Source organism: Levilactobacillus zymae DSM 19395, assembly GCF_001434115.1.
Lineage (GTDB): Bacteria > Bacillota > Bacilli > Lactobacillales > Lactobacillaceae > Levilactobacillus > Levilactobacillus zymae.
Window position 1 is genome coordinate 92979 of record NZ_AZDW01000037.1, and the last position, 19994, is coordinate 112972.

Annotated in this window: 11 protein-coding genes; 8 read left to right on the plus strand and 3 right to left on the minus strand. The window is 55.8% G+C overall.

Annotation, left to right across the window (positions count from 1 at the left end; genetic code table 11):
• The first annotated feature begins 132 nt into the window (after nt 1-132).
• The 6 genes from FD38_RS09385 (at nt 133) to FD38_RS09410 (ending at nt 12035) form a co-directional block, all read left to right on the plus strand.
• Nucleotides 133-648 carry a hypothetical protein gene (locus tag FD38_RS09385; protein WP_057733577.1) on the plus strand — a complete coding sequence of 172 codons (516 nt, stop codon included), beginning with the start codon at nt 133-135 and terminating at the stop codon, nt 646-648.
• The gene (locus tag FD38_RS09390) at nt 645-7571 is read left to right on the plus strand and encodes an MBG domain-containing protein (protein ID WP_057733579.1); all 6927 of its coding nucleotides are present in this window, start codon (nt 645-647) and stop codon (nt 7569-7571) included. The genes FD38_RS09385 and FD38_RS09390 overlap by 4 nt, the downstream gene beginning before the upstream one ends.
• A gap of 164 nt (nt 7572-7735) precedes the next feature.
• Nucleotides 7736-8584, plus strand: a complete 849-nt coding sequence (locus FD38_RS09395) for a hypothetical protein (RefSeq protein ID WP_057733581.1) — start codon at nt 7736-7738, stop codon at nt 8582-8584.
• Nucleotides 8585-9060: 476 nt separating this feature from the next.
• Complete coding sequence (locus FD38_RS09400; protein WP_147007832.1) at nt 9061-9267, plus strand: hypothetical protein; 207 nt, start codon at nt 9061-9063, stop codon at nt 9265-9267.
• Complete coding sequence (locus FD38_RS09405) at nt 9264-10538, plus strand: glycosyltransferase family 2 protein (RefSeq protein WP_057733585.1); 1275 nt, start codon at nt 9264-9266, stop codon at nt 10536-10538. Before FD38_RS09400 ends, FD38_RS09405 begins: the two co-directional genes overlap by 4 nt.
• Nucleotides 10539-10571: 33 nt before the next feature.
• The gene (locus FD38_RS09410) at nt 10572-12035 is read left to right on the plus strand and encodes a SpaA isopeptide-forming pilin-related protein (RefSeq protein WP_162254319.1); all 1464 of its coding nucleotides are present in this window, start codon (nt 10572-10574) and stop codon (nt 12033-12035) included.
• A gap of 130 nt (nt 12036-12165) precedes the next feature.
• Here FD38_RS09410 and FD38_RS09415 read toward each other — a convergent pair whose 3' ends face one another.
• Both FD38_RS09415 and FD38_RS09420 read right to left on the minus strand, forming a co-directional pair.
• Nucleotides 12166-13935, minus strand: a complete 1770-nt coding sequence (locus FD38_RS09415; RefSeq protein ID WP_057733588.1) for an adenine deaminase C-terminal domain-containing protein — start codon at nt 13933-13935, stop codon at nt 12166-12168.
• A gap of 9 nt (nt 13936-13944) precedes the next feature.
• On the minus strand, nt 13945-15294 hold the full coding sequence (locus FD38_RS09420; RefSeq protein WP_057733590.1) for an NCS2 family permease: 1350 nt from the start codon (nt 15292-15294) through the stop codon (nt 13945-13947).
• A gap of 169 nt (nt 15295-15463) precedes the next feature.
• On the opposite strand from FD38_RS09420, the gene add reads away from it, so the two are divergent.
• Complete coding sequence (gene add / locus FD38_RS09425; RefSeq protein ID WP_057733592.1) at nt 15464-16480, plus strand: adenosine deaminase; 1017 nt, start codon at nt 15464-15466, stop codon at nt 16478-16480.
• Between the two features lie 165 nt (nt 16481-16645).
• Here the strand turns inward: add and FD38_RS09430 are convergent, their stop codons facing one another.
• Nucleotides 16646-18025: a DHA2 family efflux MFS transporter permease subunit gene (locus FD38_RS09430; protein ID WP_057733593.1), complete on the minus strand. Its 1380-nt coding sequence runs from the start codon at nt 18023-18025 to the stop codon at nt 16646-16648.
• Between the two features lie 227 nt (nt 18026-18252).
• Here FD38_RS09430 and FD38_RS09435 point away from each other — a divergent pair, with 227 nt between their 5' ends.
• A complete protein-coding gene (locus FD38_RS09435) occupies nt 18253-19599 on the plus strand; it encodes an APC family permease (RefSeq protein ID WP_057733595.1) in 1347 nt (448 codons plus the stop codon).
• The last annotated feature ends 395 nt before the right edge of the window (nt 19600-19994 follow it).

Sequence of the window (19994 nt, forward strand, 5' to 3'; positions counted from 1 at the left end):
GGGTGGCCGTCAATCCGCGACCGACCGTTTTATTTACAACCTACATAAGAAAGAATTGGCGCAACCCATCACGGAACTTTAAACCGGCTAGTGGGTGATTACCGGCACTAGCCGAAAAAGGGGGGGCAACTCATGACGACCTATCGTGCCGCTTACGCACAGACCATTGCGAACATTTATGACCGCATCTTGACGTTACGGAAAACAACGATGACGCTCCAAAAAACGTTGAACGTTCCGGACAGACTCTGGTCGCGGCTTTATCCCAACCAAAGATGGTCGGTGATGGCCACCGACAAAAAGGCAGACCTCTATGTTGAATCACAGCTCAAGTTGAATTATCTGACCGATTTGATTCTCTTTATCGAACGGGATCAGGTGCAGGCCCTGCCGGAGGAACTGGACGATTTCTTCGTCAAACGCGACCTGTACTGGTGGGAAAGCACCCTGAGCCTAGTGGGCAGTCCCGCTTACTTAGAACAGGAAATCATCGCGCCAGCCTACACCGAACTCGCTCGAACAGCTAAAACGGCAAAACCCCCGGTTTCCGGTAAGGTGGCTTGTCCAGCACAAGCATCGTCAGCCACGCCCTCCGGTCAACGTTGTGAGTCGCCAATTAACTCAGTAAAGAAGATGAATGAACCGTGAAACAAAAAGCACAGCAACAACTAACGAAAAAGAATTTTATCCTCTATAAGAGTCGAACGGGCTGGAAGGTCAAAGCCCGGTTATTTGGGGGCTTAGTGGTCGCCATTTCCGCGGCCACGATTGCCGGGTGGACCACGCCGGTCACGGCCCAGGCCGCTACGGCACCGACCACCGAACAGGTCGCTCCCCAATCGGCGGCTCCGGTCGCATCAGCTCCGGCGGCCCCAACCCCGGCCGGTCAGAACACTCCGAATCAGAATCCGACTCAGGCCGCGCCAGCCAATTCGAGTGCGGCCCAGCCAGCACCCCTGCTCGCTAGCACGCCACAGCCAGAAACGACCACCACGACTGAGCCAGATACCACTCCGACCGAGACGCCAACTGCCGCTACGGCCAAGACCTATCCCGTTTTGACGCCCAACCAGAACGTAAACGTCGGCGTCGACCAGTCACAGGTTAGTTTGACCGCTGACCAGATTGCGAGTCACTTTACGGCTAAGGTGGAAAACAGAGACGGCAGTGATCAGGATGCCAATCCCACCAAGAACACCACCACGCAGACCATTGGTAAAGACGGCACCGTGGCGTTGACCAGTAACGATGTACATACCTATTACAATGCTTACGGGGGATCTACATCCGTTAAGGGGCACCAATCGGCTCACGTGTCGTTTGAACACGAAATCGACTTTAGTCACAACTTCTCCATGTCCGGCGCGTTGGGGATTGGGACCAGAACCTCCGGCGGGGCCGATAGCGTGGGCTTCATTTTCGCACCGGGCGATCCCGCCAAGGCGACCCAGGGGGGCTCCGGAGGGAACCTCGGGATTGGTGGTCTGGCGAACGCCTTTGGCTTCGTCTACGATGAATACGCCAATGTGAACGATTACAACGACCCCACCGACGCGTCTGGTAACTGGCAGCCCTACGTGGGGTGGCGGACGACCGACGCGAGCGGCAGACTGCAGCGCCCAGCCGATACGGACTGGGAGGCCGCTAGTCAGGTGGGTCTGAACGATCGCCAAGTCAACCCACTCAATGAATTTACCATGGACTACGACTCAACGCGCCAACAGCTAACGGTGGTGCTGGACAATGGGAAGTTTACGCGTCACATCGCCGATATCAGTACCGGGTACTCGATCTCGGTGGCCGCGTCGACGGGGGGCAGTTGGAACGACTACTCCGCGCGCATCGACAAGTTTAGTTACACTCCCAAAACGATTCCGTTGACCGTGAAGCTGGTGGATTCGGCGGATAACGACGCGCCGCTCGACAAGACCGCCGTGACGGCAGTCGCCAACATCGGGGATACGATTTCGGTCTTCTCCACGCAAGCGGCGGCCGCCCGGGCCGTGGCCGCGGGAGAAGTCGATCCGTCGTTGGTCACCGTTTTACCGACGGATTCGGCGGGAAACGTCTACGTGGTCGATGGGACGCAAGGGACGACTAGTACCGGTACCGCCCATACCGTGGACGGGGACAGCACCATTGCGGATGGGACCTACTACACCTACACGGTCAAGGATGGCGACGGTCAGACCATGACCGTGCCGGTTCGCTTGGCGTACCAGGCCGTGGTCACCCCGGTCGATGCTAAAACGGGGCAACCCATTGCGGGGTTACAACCGCAGACGGTCACTACTGTCGCGGGGCAACCGGTCATCGTGCAGATCCCGGGTTACACGCCCACCAAGGTGGTTTTAGCGACCCCGGCTGACGGGGAAAAGACGGCCTACGCCAACTTACCGATCGATCAGACCACGACGCAACCGGCCACGACCACCACGACGGATACCGCGGCACCGATTACCCACTACTATCGGGGAAGAGGGACCACGGTCGACGGTCAGACCGTGCCGTTTACCAAAACGGCGGGAACCGGTCAAGCCATCGCGGGCGAAACGGTCCAACAGACGCCTAAGGACGACACCACCACGACCAACACCTATTACTGGTCGACGGTGGGCGCGGCCGCCGCAACGGATTCAACGGATGAAACGAATCCCCAAACCGTGGCAACGATCCTGGTGCCCGACCAAGCGACTTTGACGTACTGGGACCAGCAGGCCATTAAGAATCAAACGTCGGCTGATGAGTACAAGGCCGAAGCCCAAAAGATGCACGATGAATTCGTGGCGATCAGTGGGTTGACCCCGGACCAAATCAGTTCGGCCGACGCCTTACTGAGTACCGTAGCGGGGATTTACAATAACGTCTCGACCAGTAACGGGGCGGCGAAGCAGGCCTTTGAGGGCGCGATGACGGCGACTACGGCCAATGAAATTTACACGGGTGGGCAGGACGGTTACGCCGCCTTGAGAAAGGCCCAGAACCTGTTGATCGAATTTAAGGCGGACTTACAGCAGTTGACCACCAAGAACCAAGACGCCCAGAACATGTTAGCGTCTCTGCCGTCTTGGTCGGAAACCTACAACCAACCCGAACGTACGGGACACGTGGTGGCGTTAGGGGAGGGCTTTGGCACCCAGCTTACGGCGGATCAAATCGCTCAGCTCAACACCTACTTCACGTATTATCTGGTCCAGCAGGCGACTTCAACGCAGGTAGCCACGCCGAAAAACGTGGGGACCTACAAAGTAACCCTGTCGGACGCCGGACGAGACTACCTTAAGAGTTTGGCGCCGGACCAAGCGAACGCCGGTCTATTCGTACCAGGTCTCTTGACGATTAAGGCGCAAGCGACGACCGCCACGGTGAACGCCGCCCAGGTGACTTACGGCCAGATGCCTGACGCAACGACTTTGGGGGGCACTGCGGCTGAGCACCCCTTCCAGGCCAGTTGGCTGGAAATCTGGGATGCAACCGACCAGAAGATCGTTACCGCGGCAGCGGGCCTACAAGTCGCTCACCAATACGTTTTACGGTATAGCGCGGCAGCGCAAGCAACGCTCGAACAAGATAAGAATTATAACTGGAAGTTTGACACGGCTGCGTTGACCGTGGACCCACTGGCCGTTACGGTCATGGCGCAGGATCACGGAAAGACTTACGGCACGACAGCGGATCCAACGCTAGACCTGACCAGTGATTCGGCTAAGGTCCTGAAGAATGGGGACCAGTTATCGGATTTGGGGGTCACGTTAGTCCGGGATTCGGGTGAAACTGCGGGGACTTACGACATTAGGTTGAAATCCTTTAATAACTCAAACTACCAGGTGACCCTAGACGACCAAGGGAAATTCACCATTGTGGCGAAACCCCTGGCACTGATAGCGGATAACTCTACCAAGGTTTACGGGGAAGCCGACCCGGATTTGACGTTCCATCTTGATCCAAACAAACCAGACAACAACTTAGTGGGTCAGGATACGGCTGCCGCCTTAAACGTGACGCTGAAGCGCGCCAAGACGGCCGATCTTAAGGATTCCGAAAACGTGGGCACCTATGCCATTACGCTGGCACCAGACGACCCGAACAACCCGAGGAACCCAAACTACGCGATAACGCTGACCCCGGGGGCCTTAAAGATTGCGCCCCGGCCCATCGTGGTCACGGTGGCCAACGCAACGAAGACTTACGGGGCCACTACTGATCCGCAATTTAGTGTGGCAGAAGTGAAACTAGCGTCAAACTTTACCGGTAAGACCACCAATGCGTTGGTGGGGGACGATACCCTGGAAGCCAAGTTCTCCCGAGATGAGGGTGAGACAGCCCAGCAAACTTACGCCATTCATTTGGTTGGGATTAAGAATTCGAACTATCAGGTATCGTCCATCGATGGCACCTTGACCATCAATCCGCGACCCGTCACGGTCACCATTAACAACGCCCAGAAGGTTTACGGGGAAGTAGACCCAGCCTGGACTTGGACGGCGGCCGATACCTCGACAAGTGGGGAGACGTTGGCGAAACTCGATCCTGATGATTTTGTCTTGAAGTTCGCCCGTGAAGCAGGTGAAACGGTCGGGGCTTACTGGATAAAGTTAGCGTCATGGGAGAATACTAACTATAACGTGACCAAGGTAACGCCAGGGGATTTGACGATAACCCCCCGGCCCATCGTGGTCACGGTGGCCAACGCGACGAAGACTTACGGGGCCATTACCGATCCACAATTTAGTGTGGCAGAAGTGAAATTAGCGTCAAGCTTTACCGGTAAAACCACCAATGCGTTGGTGGGGAACGATACCCTGGGGGCCAAGTTCTCCCGGGATGAGGGTGAGACAGCCCATCGAGCTTACGCCATTCATCTAGATGGAATTGGTAATCCGAACTATCAGGTATCGTCCGTCGATGATGGCACCTTGACCATCAATCCCCGGCCTGTCACGGTCACCGTGAACGATGCCCAGAAGGTTTACGGGGAAGCAGACCCAACCTGGACTTGGACGGCGACCGATGCTTCGACGAGCGGGGAAACGTTGGCGAAACTTGACCCTGATGATTTTGTCTTGAAGTTCGCCCGTGAAGCAGGTGAAACGATCGGGACTTACTGGATAACGCCAGAGTTAAAAGCTAACCCCAACTATGACGTGACGGTAGCGCCAGGAACCCTAACCATCTCGCCGCGTAGTCTCTACTTAACGATTGCGGACAATTCTAAGACATATGGTGCCGTTGATCCACAATTTAGTTGGTCGGTAGTCAACGCTGATAAGAGTGAGTTGCCGATTGATCGGGATAGTTTGCACGTGGTACTGATGCGTGATTCGGGTCAGACTGTCGGGGATGCTTATCGAATTAGGTTGGCATCCACGCGCAATGACAATTATGTGATTAAAGTTGTCAAGGAAGGGCAGTTTACCATTAACAAACGGGCGGTCACGGTAACCATTCAGGGCGCAAACAAGACCTATGGTGAGCCTGACCCGGCGTTTGGCTTAACCGCTGCTGCTCAGACCCAGTTAGTTAACGGTGACCAACTTAGTGCGTTAGGTGTAACGATAACGCGTGCTGACGGTGAAAACGTTGGCACCTACCTGCTAAATGGGCAGTCCGATAGTCAAAATTACGCGGTTAGTTTCGATGACACGCCAGTCTATCTGACGATTAAAAAGCAGGCAGTTACAGTAGCCATGCAAGCCGTAAGCAAGACCTATGGTGAGCCTGACCCGACGTCGGGCTTAAAGGCTGATACCCAAAACCAGTTAGTTAATGGTGATCAGCTCAGTGCTTTAGGTGTAACGATAACGCGTGCTGACGGTGAAAACGTTGGCACCTACCTGCTAAATGGGCAGTCCGATAGTCAAAATTACGCGGTCAGTTTCGATAAAACCCCGGTCTACCTAACGATTGACCAGCGGCCAGTCACAGTAGCCATGCAAGCCGTAAGCAAGATTTACGGTGAGACTGATCCGGCGTTGGGCTTAACCGCTGCTGCTCAGACCCAGTTAGTTAATGGTGACCAACTTAGTGCGTTAGGTGTAACGATAACGCGTGCTGACGGTGAAAACGTGGGTACCTATTTGCTAAGTGGGCAGTCGAATAGTCAAAATTATGCGGTCAGTTTCGATGACACGCCAGTCTACCTGGCCATCACCCCCCGGCCCATCACCGTGACGTTGGCCAATCAGGCCAAGACTTACGGACACGCCGACCCGCAGCCACAAGTGACCGTTCCGGTTACGGGATTGGTCGCCGGGGATACACTGGCGGCGTTAGGTCTGTCGCTGACGCGGGATACCGGTGAAGATGTCGGTACCTACGCCATCACCGGGCAGGGCACCGGACTGAACTACCAGGTCACGGTCACGCCCGGTCAGCTCCAAATCACGCCCGCCGTGGTCAGTGCCGTCACCCTGGACACCGTCGTCGATTACGGGGGTGTGCCGACGCCTACGGGCCAAGCCCATGTCGATGGGAAACTGGTCACCTTAGCGCCCACGGACTTTGAAATCGTGGACGACACGCAACACGTGGTGCCAGCTACGGCGCTACAAGTCGGTCACCCGTATACCATTCGGTTGACTGCGGCTGCCCAAGCCCGACTCGGCGTGGGGAATCCGGATTACGCGGTGAAGATGCTGCGAGCGAGTTATTTAGTGGTCAAACCGCGGCAACTCACGATTCGAGTGGCTGATCAACAGAAGTATGCCGGCGACCGGAACCCGCAAAATACGGCCAAACTGGTCTCAGGGACCCTCAAACCGGGGGATACCTTGGCGGACTTGCATTTGCAATACGTCAGTCCGGCGGCCCAGTACGTTGGCCAGTACGCTATCGGTGTGACCAGCGACAACCAGAATTATGAGCTACACGTTTTGCCGGGACGGTTGACCGTGGCTCCACAACCCACCGTGACCGTTGATGCTCCCACGGTCCCAACGATCGTGACGTCACCGGTCACGGTGACTAAGCAGTGGCCGGACCAGAGCGAGACCATTTATACCTATGACCCCGCCACGCAGGTCATCACGGTGGACCAGGTCGCCGCTGGTCACACGACCACCCAAAAGGTGACCGCACCGACCGCGACCGTGACGCTCCACGGAAAGAACGGGCAGGTCACGGTCGTCGACACCACGGACCCGCAACGGCCCCAGATTCTACATTTCCAGGACCGCTTAGCCCCAACCCCGTCACTGGCTGCTCTGAAGACGTGGCCTAAGGTCCAGATGGCCCACGCTACCCGGACTCACGGGAAGGCTCAGCGAGCGGCTCGCCCACAAGCGCAGACGGTCGCTGCGGCTACGGCCCGGCAAGCGGTCGCGTCCGCCCAAGTTGCCGATCTGCGGCAGGCGTCAGCAGTAGCAACTACCAGTCACCCACGACGAGTAACGGCCACGCAGCCAGCGACCGGAATCACCGGGCCCCAACCGGCTAAGGCGACGCCGACCCGCGTTGCGGCGACCACGTTACCCCAGACCGGGCAACGGGACGGTCGCGGCTGGTCGGCACTCGGGGCCTTGCTGTTAGCGTTATTGGCAATCCCGTTTGTTCGGCGCCGTTCGACGCACTAGCCCCAATTTAAGTTAATGAAATCGGTCATTCCTGACCTGCGCGGCTGGGGATGATCGATTTTTGCATCCTGAAAATCTAGTTAAATTCATTTGTAACCAAATTGAAAACTACAATTAACTATTACTAGTGTAAAATTGCTCGTTGATAGAGGAGGATGACTACTATGCAAAAGATTGTTATGGGGGCCTTAGCCGTCACGGCGGGGGTCTTGGGACTTGCGTTAGGCCACGAGCAGACCGTCCACGCCAGTGCGTTACCGGGCACGGCACAAAGCGCGTACTTACGGGACACCACAGGTTACGTCCGGTTGAAGAAGACCATGGACGTGGGGATTTTGAAGAAGAGCGGCAAGACGTACAAACCCCTGATCAAGAAGAAGGGGTCCCTGTTGGCCGTGGCTGGCCTGGGCGGCTCACAAGCCGATAAGGACAAAAAGGGAAACATCGTGATTCGCGCGGCGTTTACCTCGGGGGCCGTACATTACCAACGGCTAAAGCAGTTAAAATATCACGGGATGATTTCCGTGCCGTTTACCAAGAAGAATTTCAAGAACGTGAAGTTGAAGGCACCCGTGCGGACCCTGTTGTTCCAAAAGGGGACGGGCTTTAAAACGAACGATATGGGGCTGACCACACCGGCGGCCTTTTACCTGACATTGGATAATTACCTGCAGGCCTATAGCGGGACGGCCATGGCGAAGTTTGCGCCGAACGGTGGCGAGTGGCGGATGGCGGCCAACAACGTCTGGAAGCCAACGAGTGCCGCGAAGGTCACCAAGGTCACGGTCAAGGGCCGGACCACGACCGTTGATTACCGGACGCCGGTCAAGGGCTTGCCGAACAAAAAGGTGGCCAAGCACCATTACCGCCTGACCATTAAGGACCTTAACCAGAAGCGCAGCAAGTCGTTCTTCCCTGTCGATGACACCTACGATTCACTGGGAACTTGGCAGAATTACAAGGTTAACGGTAAGCGCTACTTTGTGGGAAACATGGAAAATGGTTTAGATTAGACTTATGGGTTCGTTCAGTGAGAGCTGAGCGGACCTTTTTTGGTGAACAATCGACTAGGGCCCGAGCGATTGGCGGGCAATTAAATTGAGCATACTGAAAACGATTTAGGGGCGGCCTTTATAAAAATACTTCATAAAAAATTATGCCGAATTTACGTCATGAAATTTAGGGGGGTAGGCGCTGATTAAATTAAAGCTCAGGTCACCATTTGGCAAAAATAAAAAACACGACGAGATGGTGTCAAACTCCCGGTATAACAGTAACTTCAGTTTGAACATTGCGGATGATTTTAATCAAAAAGTTGGCTTAACAGCACAAGTGATCGCCGTAAATCCGACTGACGTTTTACCCCAAGAACCGACTACCTGATGATTCATCTAGCGCATAAATAATATTGTGGCTGGTTAAAAACAATGTTATACTTTCACCGATGTGTGAGACAAACAATTTCATTCATTTAGGGGGAATGTTTTTTATGAGTAGCTCGCAATTGTTAAGGATGGGGATTGGCGGCTCAGTGTTAGCCGTCCAACCGGGGCAGGCCGACGCCTCGTTTTGGCAAGTCGGCTTGACGTTTTTCAGTCAGTATTTCGGCGTGATGTCCGTCGCGTTGCTCTTTGCGATTGCAATTAGCGGCCTATCCGTTCACTGGATTAACCGTCACGGGGACTCGCAGTTATGACCAGCCTGCTTAATCTAGGGTATGTCCTGGTGGTCTTTACGTTTTTGGCCTACATTTTCATCAGTTTTATCCTGTCGGCGGCTTGGCGGCAGGAGCCGGGAACCTTACCGGCTACGACTCTGGCGACGCGACATCAGTACCTCATCTTGGTGCCGTGCGTGGACGAAGCGGCCGTGATTGGGACCACGGTCCGCGCGTTACTAGCGTTGGACTTCGTCGGTCAGATCGTGGTGATTGACGACGGCTCCCAGGACGCCACCGCGGACATTGTTCAGGCCATCCAAGACCCGCGAGTGCGTTGCTTGCGACGGGTCGCGCCGAACGCTCAGCAGGGAAAGGGGGCGGCGCTCAACTTTGCGCTGGACGCGTTACGCCACCAACCCACAACCCTGGGACCGGAAACGGTCATCGGTGTCGTGGACGCGGACGGCCAGTTGACACCCAACACGTTTGCCCGGCTGGACCGGCACTTCAGCGATCCGCAAACCGCCGCGGTTCAGCTGCGGGTCAAGATGTATCCCCGTTTTAAAAACGGGTTACAGGCGTCGCAGGACCTGGAATTCTTCACGGTGAACAACCGCGCTCAGCTCGCCAGAAATTACTGGCACACCGTGGGCTTGAGCGGTAACGGCCAGTTCTTCCGGTTGGACGCCATCGTTGCGGCGCTGGGACCCCATCCCTGGGGCAACGCACTACTAGACGACTATGAGTTGACCATCAAATTGATGCTTCACGGCCTACATATCAGTTACGAGGAACAAGCCTACGTGTCCCAACAGGCGGTCTCCTCGCTGAAAAAATTTGTGCGGCAACGGAGTCGGTGGGTGCAGGGGAACCTGGACTGTCAGCGCTACTTGCCGCGGGTTCTCCGAAGTACCACGTTAAGCTGGCGGCAGAAGGTGGGGGTGACCTATTTTCTGAGTCAACCCTACCTGAACCTGGTGGCGGACAGCCTGATTGTGACCATCACTTGGCTGTTTTGGCGGCAAAGCTGGGGTCAGTTGACCTCGCTTAGCGCCGTGGGCAGTTTCGGGGGCTTACTCCTGGTATTGGCCGGCGCGTCGCTACTTTGGGGTGGGACCTTCACCCTGGATTACCTGGGGGATTTGCGACGACACCAAGAGCCGCCCTTAGCGAAACGCTTCTGGTTGAGCCTGCCACTCTGGGTATCGTACGTCTACCTGGCCCTGTTTTTCAGTATCGTATTAGCCTTTGCGCGGCACTTAACGCATCACACATCGTGGCTTAAGACCTCACGGGAGGAGGCCTAGTCAATCACAGACTTAATTTTGGAGATGGGAATTTTGCTTAATGTTCAGACAGCACCAAAACAGTCTTGGCGGACCGGTTTATTACTTCTGGTCACTTTTCTAGTGACGCTGGTTGCGGGGGGCGTTCATGCGGACGCCAGCACCGTGGCCACGAACGGGTTAACGGCGGACGATGCCGTGATCACCAACGACGCCGGCGAGACGCAATCCAAGACGCATTCGCTGGACCAGTACAGCGCCTACACGGCCGCGTACAAGTGGTCGCTAAACGATGACGTGACGTTGAAGAGCGGTGACACGGCGACGGTGACGTTACCGGCCAACGTGCGCCCAACCTACGACTATAGTTTTGCCATCAACGATCCCGAAACGCACAGCCAAGTCGGGACCTTCGATATCAAGAAGGACAGTACGACCGGGACCATCACGTTTAACGATTACCTGGTCACCCACAACCTGAACCGGCACGGGACCTTGGAACTGGGCGTTAACGGCAAGACCGTGACTAACCAGGATAACGCGCAATGGTTGATCAACAAGATCGGTTGGCTATCGGATACCAAGTTGGTCGCGGGGCATCCCACTACGGCGAACTGGAACGTGGCCTTTAATCCCAACGGTAAAGACCTGAAGGACGTAACGTTGACCGATAAATTGGGTGACGACCAAACCTACGTGGCCGGCTCCGTCAAGGCGGAAACGGGGACGTTTAAGGACGGTCAATTTACGCCGGATGGCGGCACGGTCACGCCGGACGTGACGGTCGATGGGAACACCATCACGATGAAATTTGACCACGTCGACAAGGGCGTTAACTTGAACTATCAAGCAGCCATCACGGGTATCCCGAGCGTTAATTACTGGGCCAATGAGGTTAGCATGACGGCTACTAATGGCGACACGCCGGTCACGGGCCTGGTGCACGCCACGATTGCCTGGGGCGGTGACGGTAGTGCCACCGGTAATCAGGGGAAGCCAGCCGTTACTCAGGGGCGCGTAAAGTTGATCAAGACGGATGCGAAGACTAACGCGGCCTTAGCGGGCGCCCAATACAGCTTGTTTACCCAGGCTGGTAAGTTAGTCCAGGCTAACCTGACTACCAATGCGGCCGGTGAGCTCAACGTGACGAAGTTGGCGTTAGGTGATTACTACTTTGTCGAAACTAAGGCTCCAGCGGGTTACGATTTGGCGACGAAGCGGGCGGCCTTTACGTTGAGTAAGGCCAATCCCGCCGCAACGGTGCGGGTCACGGACACCAAGACGGCGACGGATGGTCAACACAACGGTGGGCATCACGGTAACCATCCACACTGTGGCGGTCAAACGAATGGCGGCTTCGGTGTGATTAGTTGGACTAGCGTGAGTGTTCACGCCTGGTCGAGCGTCAACGTGTTTGCGGGTATCCACGACATCTTCGGTGGCTTCACCGGGATTGGCTGGCACAGCACGCGCAGCATTAGTTTTACCACGAATCTGTTTACCTACTTAGCTTGGTAAACGGTAAATAGCAGTGCTTGGCCCAAACCGAGAGTTGGGCTGGGGGGAGTCGACTGGCGAGAGCGGGTCGGCTTTTTTGTGCTAAAAAGGCGGTCGTTCCCTCGAACGGCCGCCTTTCGCGTCTTCCAAACTATTCAGAAATCTTCAAAATCGGGTCAAAGTAGGTTAACTGCGTGTAGTCCACGTTTCCGCCATCGGTAATCGCCAGGTCGGGGATGGCCGTGATGGGCAGAAATGACAGGTAGAACAACGGGTCGGGCAGGGTGCTGCCTAACTGTTCGGCCGCGTGTTTCAACTCAATTTCCTTTGCGGCTAAGTCCTTGGGCGTCAAGTCCGTGGTGATGCCGGCGATAGGCAGCTTCAAGAGCGCCACCACTTGGCCGTGGTCCACGACCACCTGGCCCCCGCCGCAGTCGATCAGCGTATTGGCGGCTAGCGCCATGTCCGCGGAATCGATACCGGCCACCACCAGGTTATTATCATCGGGAGCCGCCGAGGTGGCAATGGCGCCGTGGATGATCGACCAGCCCGAGATGAAACCGCGCGCGTGGTTCTGGTTCACGCCGTGACGCTCGATCACCGACACCGCCGCCACGTCCTGAGCGGCATCCGGTTGGACCCGCCCGTCGCGAATCTGGAGCGTGACGTCCTTGGCTTTACGCACGAACGGGCCCACGCTGTGAATCGTCCGGACCCGGGCCGTCCCGGTCGTTGCGGCTACCGGGTAGTCAAATTCGGCGGGCGTCAGGAGCGCGTGTTTCAACTGGCCTTGCAGGGCCGCACTGCGTTTCGGTGGCGTAAAGGTCCGGACTGGCTGGCCGTTTTCGGTGACCAGCTGCCCGCGACTGATGACGGTCTCGACGTTGAACGTCCCGGGATGGTCGACCAGCAGGATGTCGGCGTCCTTCCCGGGGGCGATGGACCCCACGGTATCGTCGACGTGGTAGGCCTCCGCCCCGTTGAGACTGGCCATTTGAATGGCGGTCATCGGCGCGACGCCGGCCTGAATCGCCAAGCGGACCATGTGGTCGAGATGACCGTGCGCCAGGACGTCGCGGGCGTTAACGTCGTCGGTACAGAAGCTGATGTGCCGGGCGACACCGGCTGGACCCTCGGTCAACGCCCGAATGTTTTCGGCCAAAAACTTCGTCACGGACGACTCCCGAATCACCACCCGCAAGCCTTTACGGGCCTTTTCTAGAAACTCCTGGTGACTGTAGCTTTCGTGGTCGATGTGCACGCCACTCATCAAAAAGGCGTTGAGGTCGCGGCCCTGCGTCATGGGCGAACAGCCGAAGATTGGCTTATGATAGCGTTTGGCCAACTCCAGGGCCTTTAGGGTGTCAGGGTCCTGGGTCGCCACGGCCTCCTTAACGGTCTCCCACACGCCGTAGCAGTTTTCCTGCGGCAGGTAGTGTTCGTGGTCGGCCGCCGTGACGTTGTAGGCGATGGTCGACTTGGGAATGGTGTAGGGCGTCTTGTAGGGCAACCCCCAGAAGACTTTCAGGGGCAAGTTTTTGATTTCGGCAAAGATCTCGTCTAGACCCTGGACCCCAATCACCGAGATGTATTCGTCCAGCCCGGACACGATGCTGGTGGTGCCGTGGGGGACCGCCAGTTGGGCGAAACGGGTCATCGATAACTTACTGCATTCCACGTGGATGTGCCCGTCAATCAGACCAGGTACCAGGGTCTTCCCGGTCGCGTCGATGTGGCGGGTTTGCGGCCCCACGTAGGCGCTCACGTCGTCATCCACGGCGACGATGCGTTGTTGATAAACGGCCACGTCGGCCGGGTAAAATTCCCCGGTATCGACGTTAGCCAGGGTGCCGTGCTCGATCACTAAGTCCGCGGGGAGTTTAGCGGCGCCGGCATCCAGATACTGATTTAAGGTTGTCATAGGAACCTCCTAAGATTTCGGCAAAATGTTCAAAATGTACAACAGCACGATGAAGACCACTAGCAGGCTCCACATCACGGCGTTGACTTCCTTGCGCCGACCGGCCGCCGTCATCAGGATTGGGTAGGTCAGAAACCCGAAGGCAATCCCGTAGGAAATATTGTAGGTTAGCGGCATGCCAACGATCGTCAGAAAGGCGGGCACGGCGACTTCGAATTGGTCCCAGTGGATGTTTTTCAGCGCTGAGGCCATCAAGACCCCGACGATGATCAACGCGGGCGCCGTGACTTGCGAGGTCACCACCGTGAGTAGGGGCGAGAACATCAGGCTAAAGACGAAGAGAATCCCGGTGGTCAGCGCGGTCAACCCCGTGCGGCCCCCGACGGCGATCCCGGCGGAGGATTCCACGTAAGCGGCGGTTGGCGTGGTGCCCATCACGGACCCGGCCAACATGGACAACGAATCGGACATCAAGGCCCGCCCAATCCGTGGCATCTTGTTATCCTTCATGATGCCGGCCTGTTGGGCCAACCCAATCAGGGTCCCGGCGGTGTCGAAGAAGGCGACTAAGAGGAAGATCAGGACCACCGCCCACATCTGTGGATCGGCGACGGACGGCAAGTTTTTCAGACTCACACCAAAGGTCGGCCCCATGCTGGGCGCCATGGAAATCAAGCTGCTAGGCGCCTTGATCAGCCCGGTGACCAGTCCTAAAATCGTGGAAGCGACCAGGCCGATGAAGATGGACCCGGGAACCCGCATGGCCATCAGGATGGCGATGACAAAAATCCCGAAGATGGTCAACCAAGTGGTCGGCACGGTGAAGGAGCCGATTTCGACCAGCGAGGTCTTGCTGGCAACGATCAACCCACCACCTTGCAAGCCGACGAAGGCGATGAAGATCCCGATGCCGGCCGCCATGGCGAGTTTCAGGTCACTCGGGATAGCGTCGATGACGACTTCGCGGACCTTTAGGAAGGATAAGAGCGTGAAGAGGATTGCGGCGACGAACACGCCGGCCATGGCCTTTTCCCAAGGGATGCCCATGCCCAAGACCACGGAGTATGTAAAGAAGGCGTTGTCCCCTAAGCCGGGGGCGATGGCAATTGGATAGTTCGCCAGAAAGGCCATTAACAGACAGCCCAGGATGGCCGACAGGGCGGTGACCGTGAAGACGGCGCCCTTGTCCATCCCCGCGGCCCCTAAGATGCTGGGGTTAACGAAGAGGATGTAGGCCATCGATACGAACGCGGTCAGACCTGCCAGTAGTTCTTGGCGCACCGTGGTGTGCTGTTCGGACAAGTGGAAGGTCCGTTCCAGAAAGCCGGTAGTAACGGTTGCACGATTTGCTTTTAACACAATGTGAAACTCCTTTCTCTTTCTCAATGTATTTCACATTTTGGCATATATTTCACAGCTACGCAACCCTATTGTTCGTTTTTAATCATTTGACAAATTAATTCTCTCTGTTAAACTCGAGAAAACGGCATAAAAACCGTATAATAAAACTTGTAGGGGGTATTAACATATGTCTACAGAAGTAACTCAGGCATTTACTCACGGGTTGCCCAAAGCGGAATTGCATCTTCACATCGAGGGGACCCTAGAGCCCGATTTGAAGCTTAAGCTGGCACAGCGCAACCACGTGGACATCGGTCAGCACACCATCGAAGAGGTCCAAAAAGCCTATCAATACGATGATTTGGCGTCCTTTTTAGCGGTGTATTACCCCGCGATGAACGTGTTACAACACGAACAGGACTTCTACGACTTGGCCTTTGCCTACTTACAACGCGCCGCGGCAAACAACGTCCGGCACGTGGAGATTTTCTTTGACCCGCAAGCCCATACCAGTCGGGGGATTCCGTTTAAGACCGTGATCGACGGGCTATACCGCGCAACGGTCGATGCCCGGGCGCTCAACGTGGACGCGCAATTGATCCTGTGTTTTCTCCGCGACTTCAGTAAGGAATCGGCCCGACAGACCTTGGCGGCGGCCTTACCCTATAAGGATAAGTTCATTGGAATCGGCCTGGACTCCGACGAACACAACAATCCGCCGATGAAGTTCGCCCGCCAGTACGAAGATGCGGCCGCGGCGGGATTACATTTGACCGCGCATTGTGACATCGACCAGAAGGATTCCATTGAACATATCCGCCAAGCGTTGGAACAGCTGGACGTGGAACGCTTGGACCACGGGACCAACATCGTGGAGGACCCGGACCTGGTTCAGTTGGTGGCGCGCAAGGGAATCGGCCTGACGTCGTGCCCGTTGTCTAACAGCTTTGTGTCGCCGGAAATGAAGGGTAAGGAAGTCCTCGACCTGTTAGCACAGCACGTCAAGGTCTCCATCAATTCGGACGACCCGGCTTACTTTGGTGGCTATATCGGGGATAACTACTATGCGCTGGCCGATAAATTCAACTTAACGAAGGCGCAGGTCGTGCAACTGGCCCGTAACTCGTTTGAGACGTCGTGGATCAGCGCTACCCAAAAGGCCTTGTACTTAAAGGAACTCGACGCTTACGTGGCAACGCACTAAGCGCCCGGTTTGATAAGATACCCAATTAATTCCAAGAAATTTTGGTGGAATTAATTGGGTATTTTTTTGCGGATTGAGGGGGTTGGTTTGGAAAGTGGTAAAACTTAGACGCCTTTGAGCACAAAAAAACTCACCCCGAAAGGTGAGCAAATGGTTCGGTATTAGTTACCCCACGTGTTTCAGCAAATCTGGCTGCCGGTGTAAGCGTCGCGCTACGACCAGCGAGGCCACCAGTAAAATAAAGCAGACCAAGAAGCCAGCCTCGATGCCGTAGCGACCGTCGCCGGCCACGCGGCTGTTGACCACGGCCACCACGGCGATGATGATCGCCGTCCCGAAGGAAGCCGCGACCTGGCGAATCGTGTTGAACGTCGCCACGCCGTCCGGCACCATGTCGTAGGGTAATAATCCCAGCGCGTGGGTCTGTAACGGGATCAGCATGGTGACCAGTCCGAGTTGACGGACGGCCTGGAAAATCGCCAGGACCCATGCCGAACTCTCGGTGCCGACAAACGCCTGCATCAACGTGCCGGCACAGTCGATGGTCAACCCGGCGAAGACCAGTTTTTTGACCGAGATCCGGTCGTATAAGCGGCCACTCAAGCGCGAGAGCGTCCCGGTCAGCAGGGCGCCGGGCAGAATGACCAACCCAGATACCAGTGCTGAGCGGTGTTGAATCGTTTGGACCAGCAGGGGCAAGAGAATTGTGTTGCCGTACATGGTCGCGATGATCAGCATGTTAATCACGGTGGCGACCACAAACTGCTGGTGGTTAAAGACGTGTAGGTTGATCAAAGGGTCCTGCCGGTGCAATTGTGAGCGGTAGAAGCCGGCCATGAAGACCAGACCAATCAAGACCAGCCCACCGACCTGCCAGGACAGGAAGCTGGCCGTTGAGATGTTGGATAGCCCCATCAGGACCGCCCAGAGGCCGATACTGATGATGATTAGCCCCCGCAAGTCAAAGTGGGGCGCTTCGTTGTGGGGAATCTTGGGCAGGATGATGAGCGAGGCAATCAACGTGATCACGATGAAGGGCAGAATCACGATGAAGAGCCAGCGCCAGGAGAGGTAGTCCAGGATGATTCCGGACACGGTCGGCCCGATGATGGGCGAGAAATTGAAGGCTAAGCCAATGATACCCATGATGGAACCCTTCTTTTCGGGCTTGGCGTAGCGAATGGCCAAGACGTTGACCAGCGGCATCATCATGCCGGCGCCGACCGCTTGAATCATCCGGGCGACGATGACCAGGATAAATTGGTCACAGACCGCTCCCAGTAAAGTTCCCAGCAGGAAAATCACGGTGGCCGTTATGTAAAGGTAGCGAAATAAGAAGCGTTTGATCAGGTACGCGCTCACGGGAATCATCAGCGCGTTGACCAGCATGTAGCCGTTGGTGACCCATTGCACCTGAGCTTCGCTGATCTGGAAGGCCTTCATCAGTTGGGGCAGTCCCACGTTCATCAAAGTGGAGCACAGGATCCCGAAGAAGGTCCCGAAGACCATCACGATTAAGGAACGCGAAATCCGTTTATTCGTCATCGAAATTGTCCTTTCAGTTGAGTTGGCAAAAAAGTTACTACAAATTACTATTATAGCGATTTTTTACCAATCATGGGGGCCGGATTTAAGTCCACGCAGGTTTTGCGTCGAAATACCCCTTCCGGTCGGTTCTGATTGCGCCGACTGGACCAGACCAGTATACTATGAACTAACACCGCGCTGGTGGCAGTCGGCGCGGAGCTTGGAGAGAAAGAGATGGGGAAATCGTGAAAGAAACGTCAACGGTGGGGCTGAACCGGTCACTGGGGTTGTGGTCGGCACTCTCGCTAGTCATTGGGACCGTGATTGGGTCCGGAATCTTCTTTAAACAGGCCTCCGTTTTACAAATGACGGGGTCGACCAACTTAGCGTTACTGGCCTGGCTACTAGGGGGCGTGATCACCCTGGCGGATGGTCTGACGCTGTCCGAAATCGGGTCGCAAATTCCCCACACCGGGGGATTATACCAGTACATGACCCACATCTACGGGGAATTCTGGGGCTTCATGTCCGGTTGGATGCAGGTGATCGTCTACGCGCCTTCAATCGTGGGCTCGATTGCCGGGTATCTGGGCTTACTGATGGTCAACTTCTTTGGCATCAGTTCCTTCTGGAAGGCCCCCATCGCGATTATCACCATCGTGTTAGTTGCGGTCCTCAACATGTTAGAGAATCGGTACGGGGCGACGTTTGCCATCGTGACCACCATCTGTAAGCTGGTGCCAATCCTGGTGATCATCGTGTTCGGCCTGTTTTTCGGTAACCAGAGTGCGCTAGGGGAGACCATCACCAGTGTGCATCAGAGCATGGGCAACTTCGGGGTCGCCGTGTTGGGCACCATCTTTGCCTACGACGGGTGGATTCTGATTACCAACCTGGGGGGCGAGATCAAGCACCCCGAAAAGCTCTTGCCGCTGGCCATTATCCTGGGAATTACGATTATTATCGTGCTGTACCTGGGCGTGACCTACGGCATCTTCCGGTCGATGAGCGCCGCACGCATCGATGCGTTGGGGGAAAACGCCACGGCCTACTTCGCCACCAGTGCGTTTGGCACCTGGGGCGGGCGACTGATCAATATCGGTATCATGATTTCAATCATCGGTGCGCTCAACGGTAAGGTCATGAGCTTTCCGCGAATCTACTACGCCATGGCTGCCAAGCATCAATTGCCGTTTGCGAAATACCTGGGGCGCTTGAATCCCAAGACCCACACGCCGGTGGTGGCCACGTTGACACTGCTGGTCTTAACGGCGGCAATGATCCTGACCATCGACACGGACCGGTTATCGGAGCTGTGTATCTTCGTGATGTATAGCTTTTACATTGCCGCGTTCGTCGGGGTCTTCATTCTCCGGCGCCGCCACGGCGGTCGGCCGACCGGGTTCCGGACGCCGGGGTATCCAATCGTGCCCATCTTCGCCATTCTGGGGACCGGCTTCGTGGTCATCAGCGAATTGTTCTCCGATTTCACCGGGGCCGCGGCTTCGATGGTCGTGATCGCACTGGGGATGCCACTCTATTATTATTTGAAACGCAAGTACCGGGATACGCACGACCCGGATGTGATTTAATGAGAACTTATTTTCTTAAAAGACTAATTTGAAGTGTTCAACGCTTCCAGGCCAGTCAGCAACGGGCTGGAACGGAGTGGGCACGGCTTCAAGCCCCTAGACCAGGTCTTGAAGACCGACCTTTGTCTAGGCCGGTAAAGAACGCCGGCCAACACAAATTTCACTCCTGAGCCCATTGCTGACTGGCCTTCCAGCTTACACGGGCTATAACAGTAATTAGACTGGGTTCTTTTCAGCAAAGGTAATGGATGGCTATTTTTAAATTGGTAATTGAGTTTTAAGACGAACCTTAGTTAAAATAAGCGCTCTGGATGACGTTAATCAGTCATTCAGAGCGCTTTTTTCTACGTCTTGTCAATGGAAATGTTGTTAAATCAACGATTCATGATAAGAAA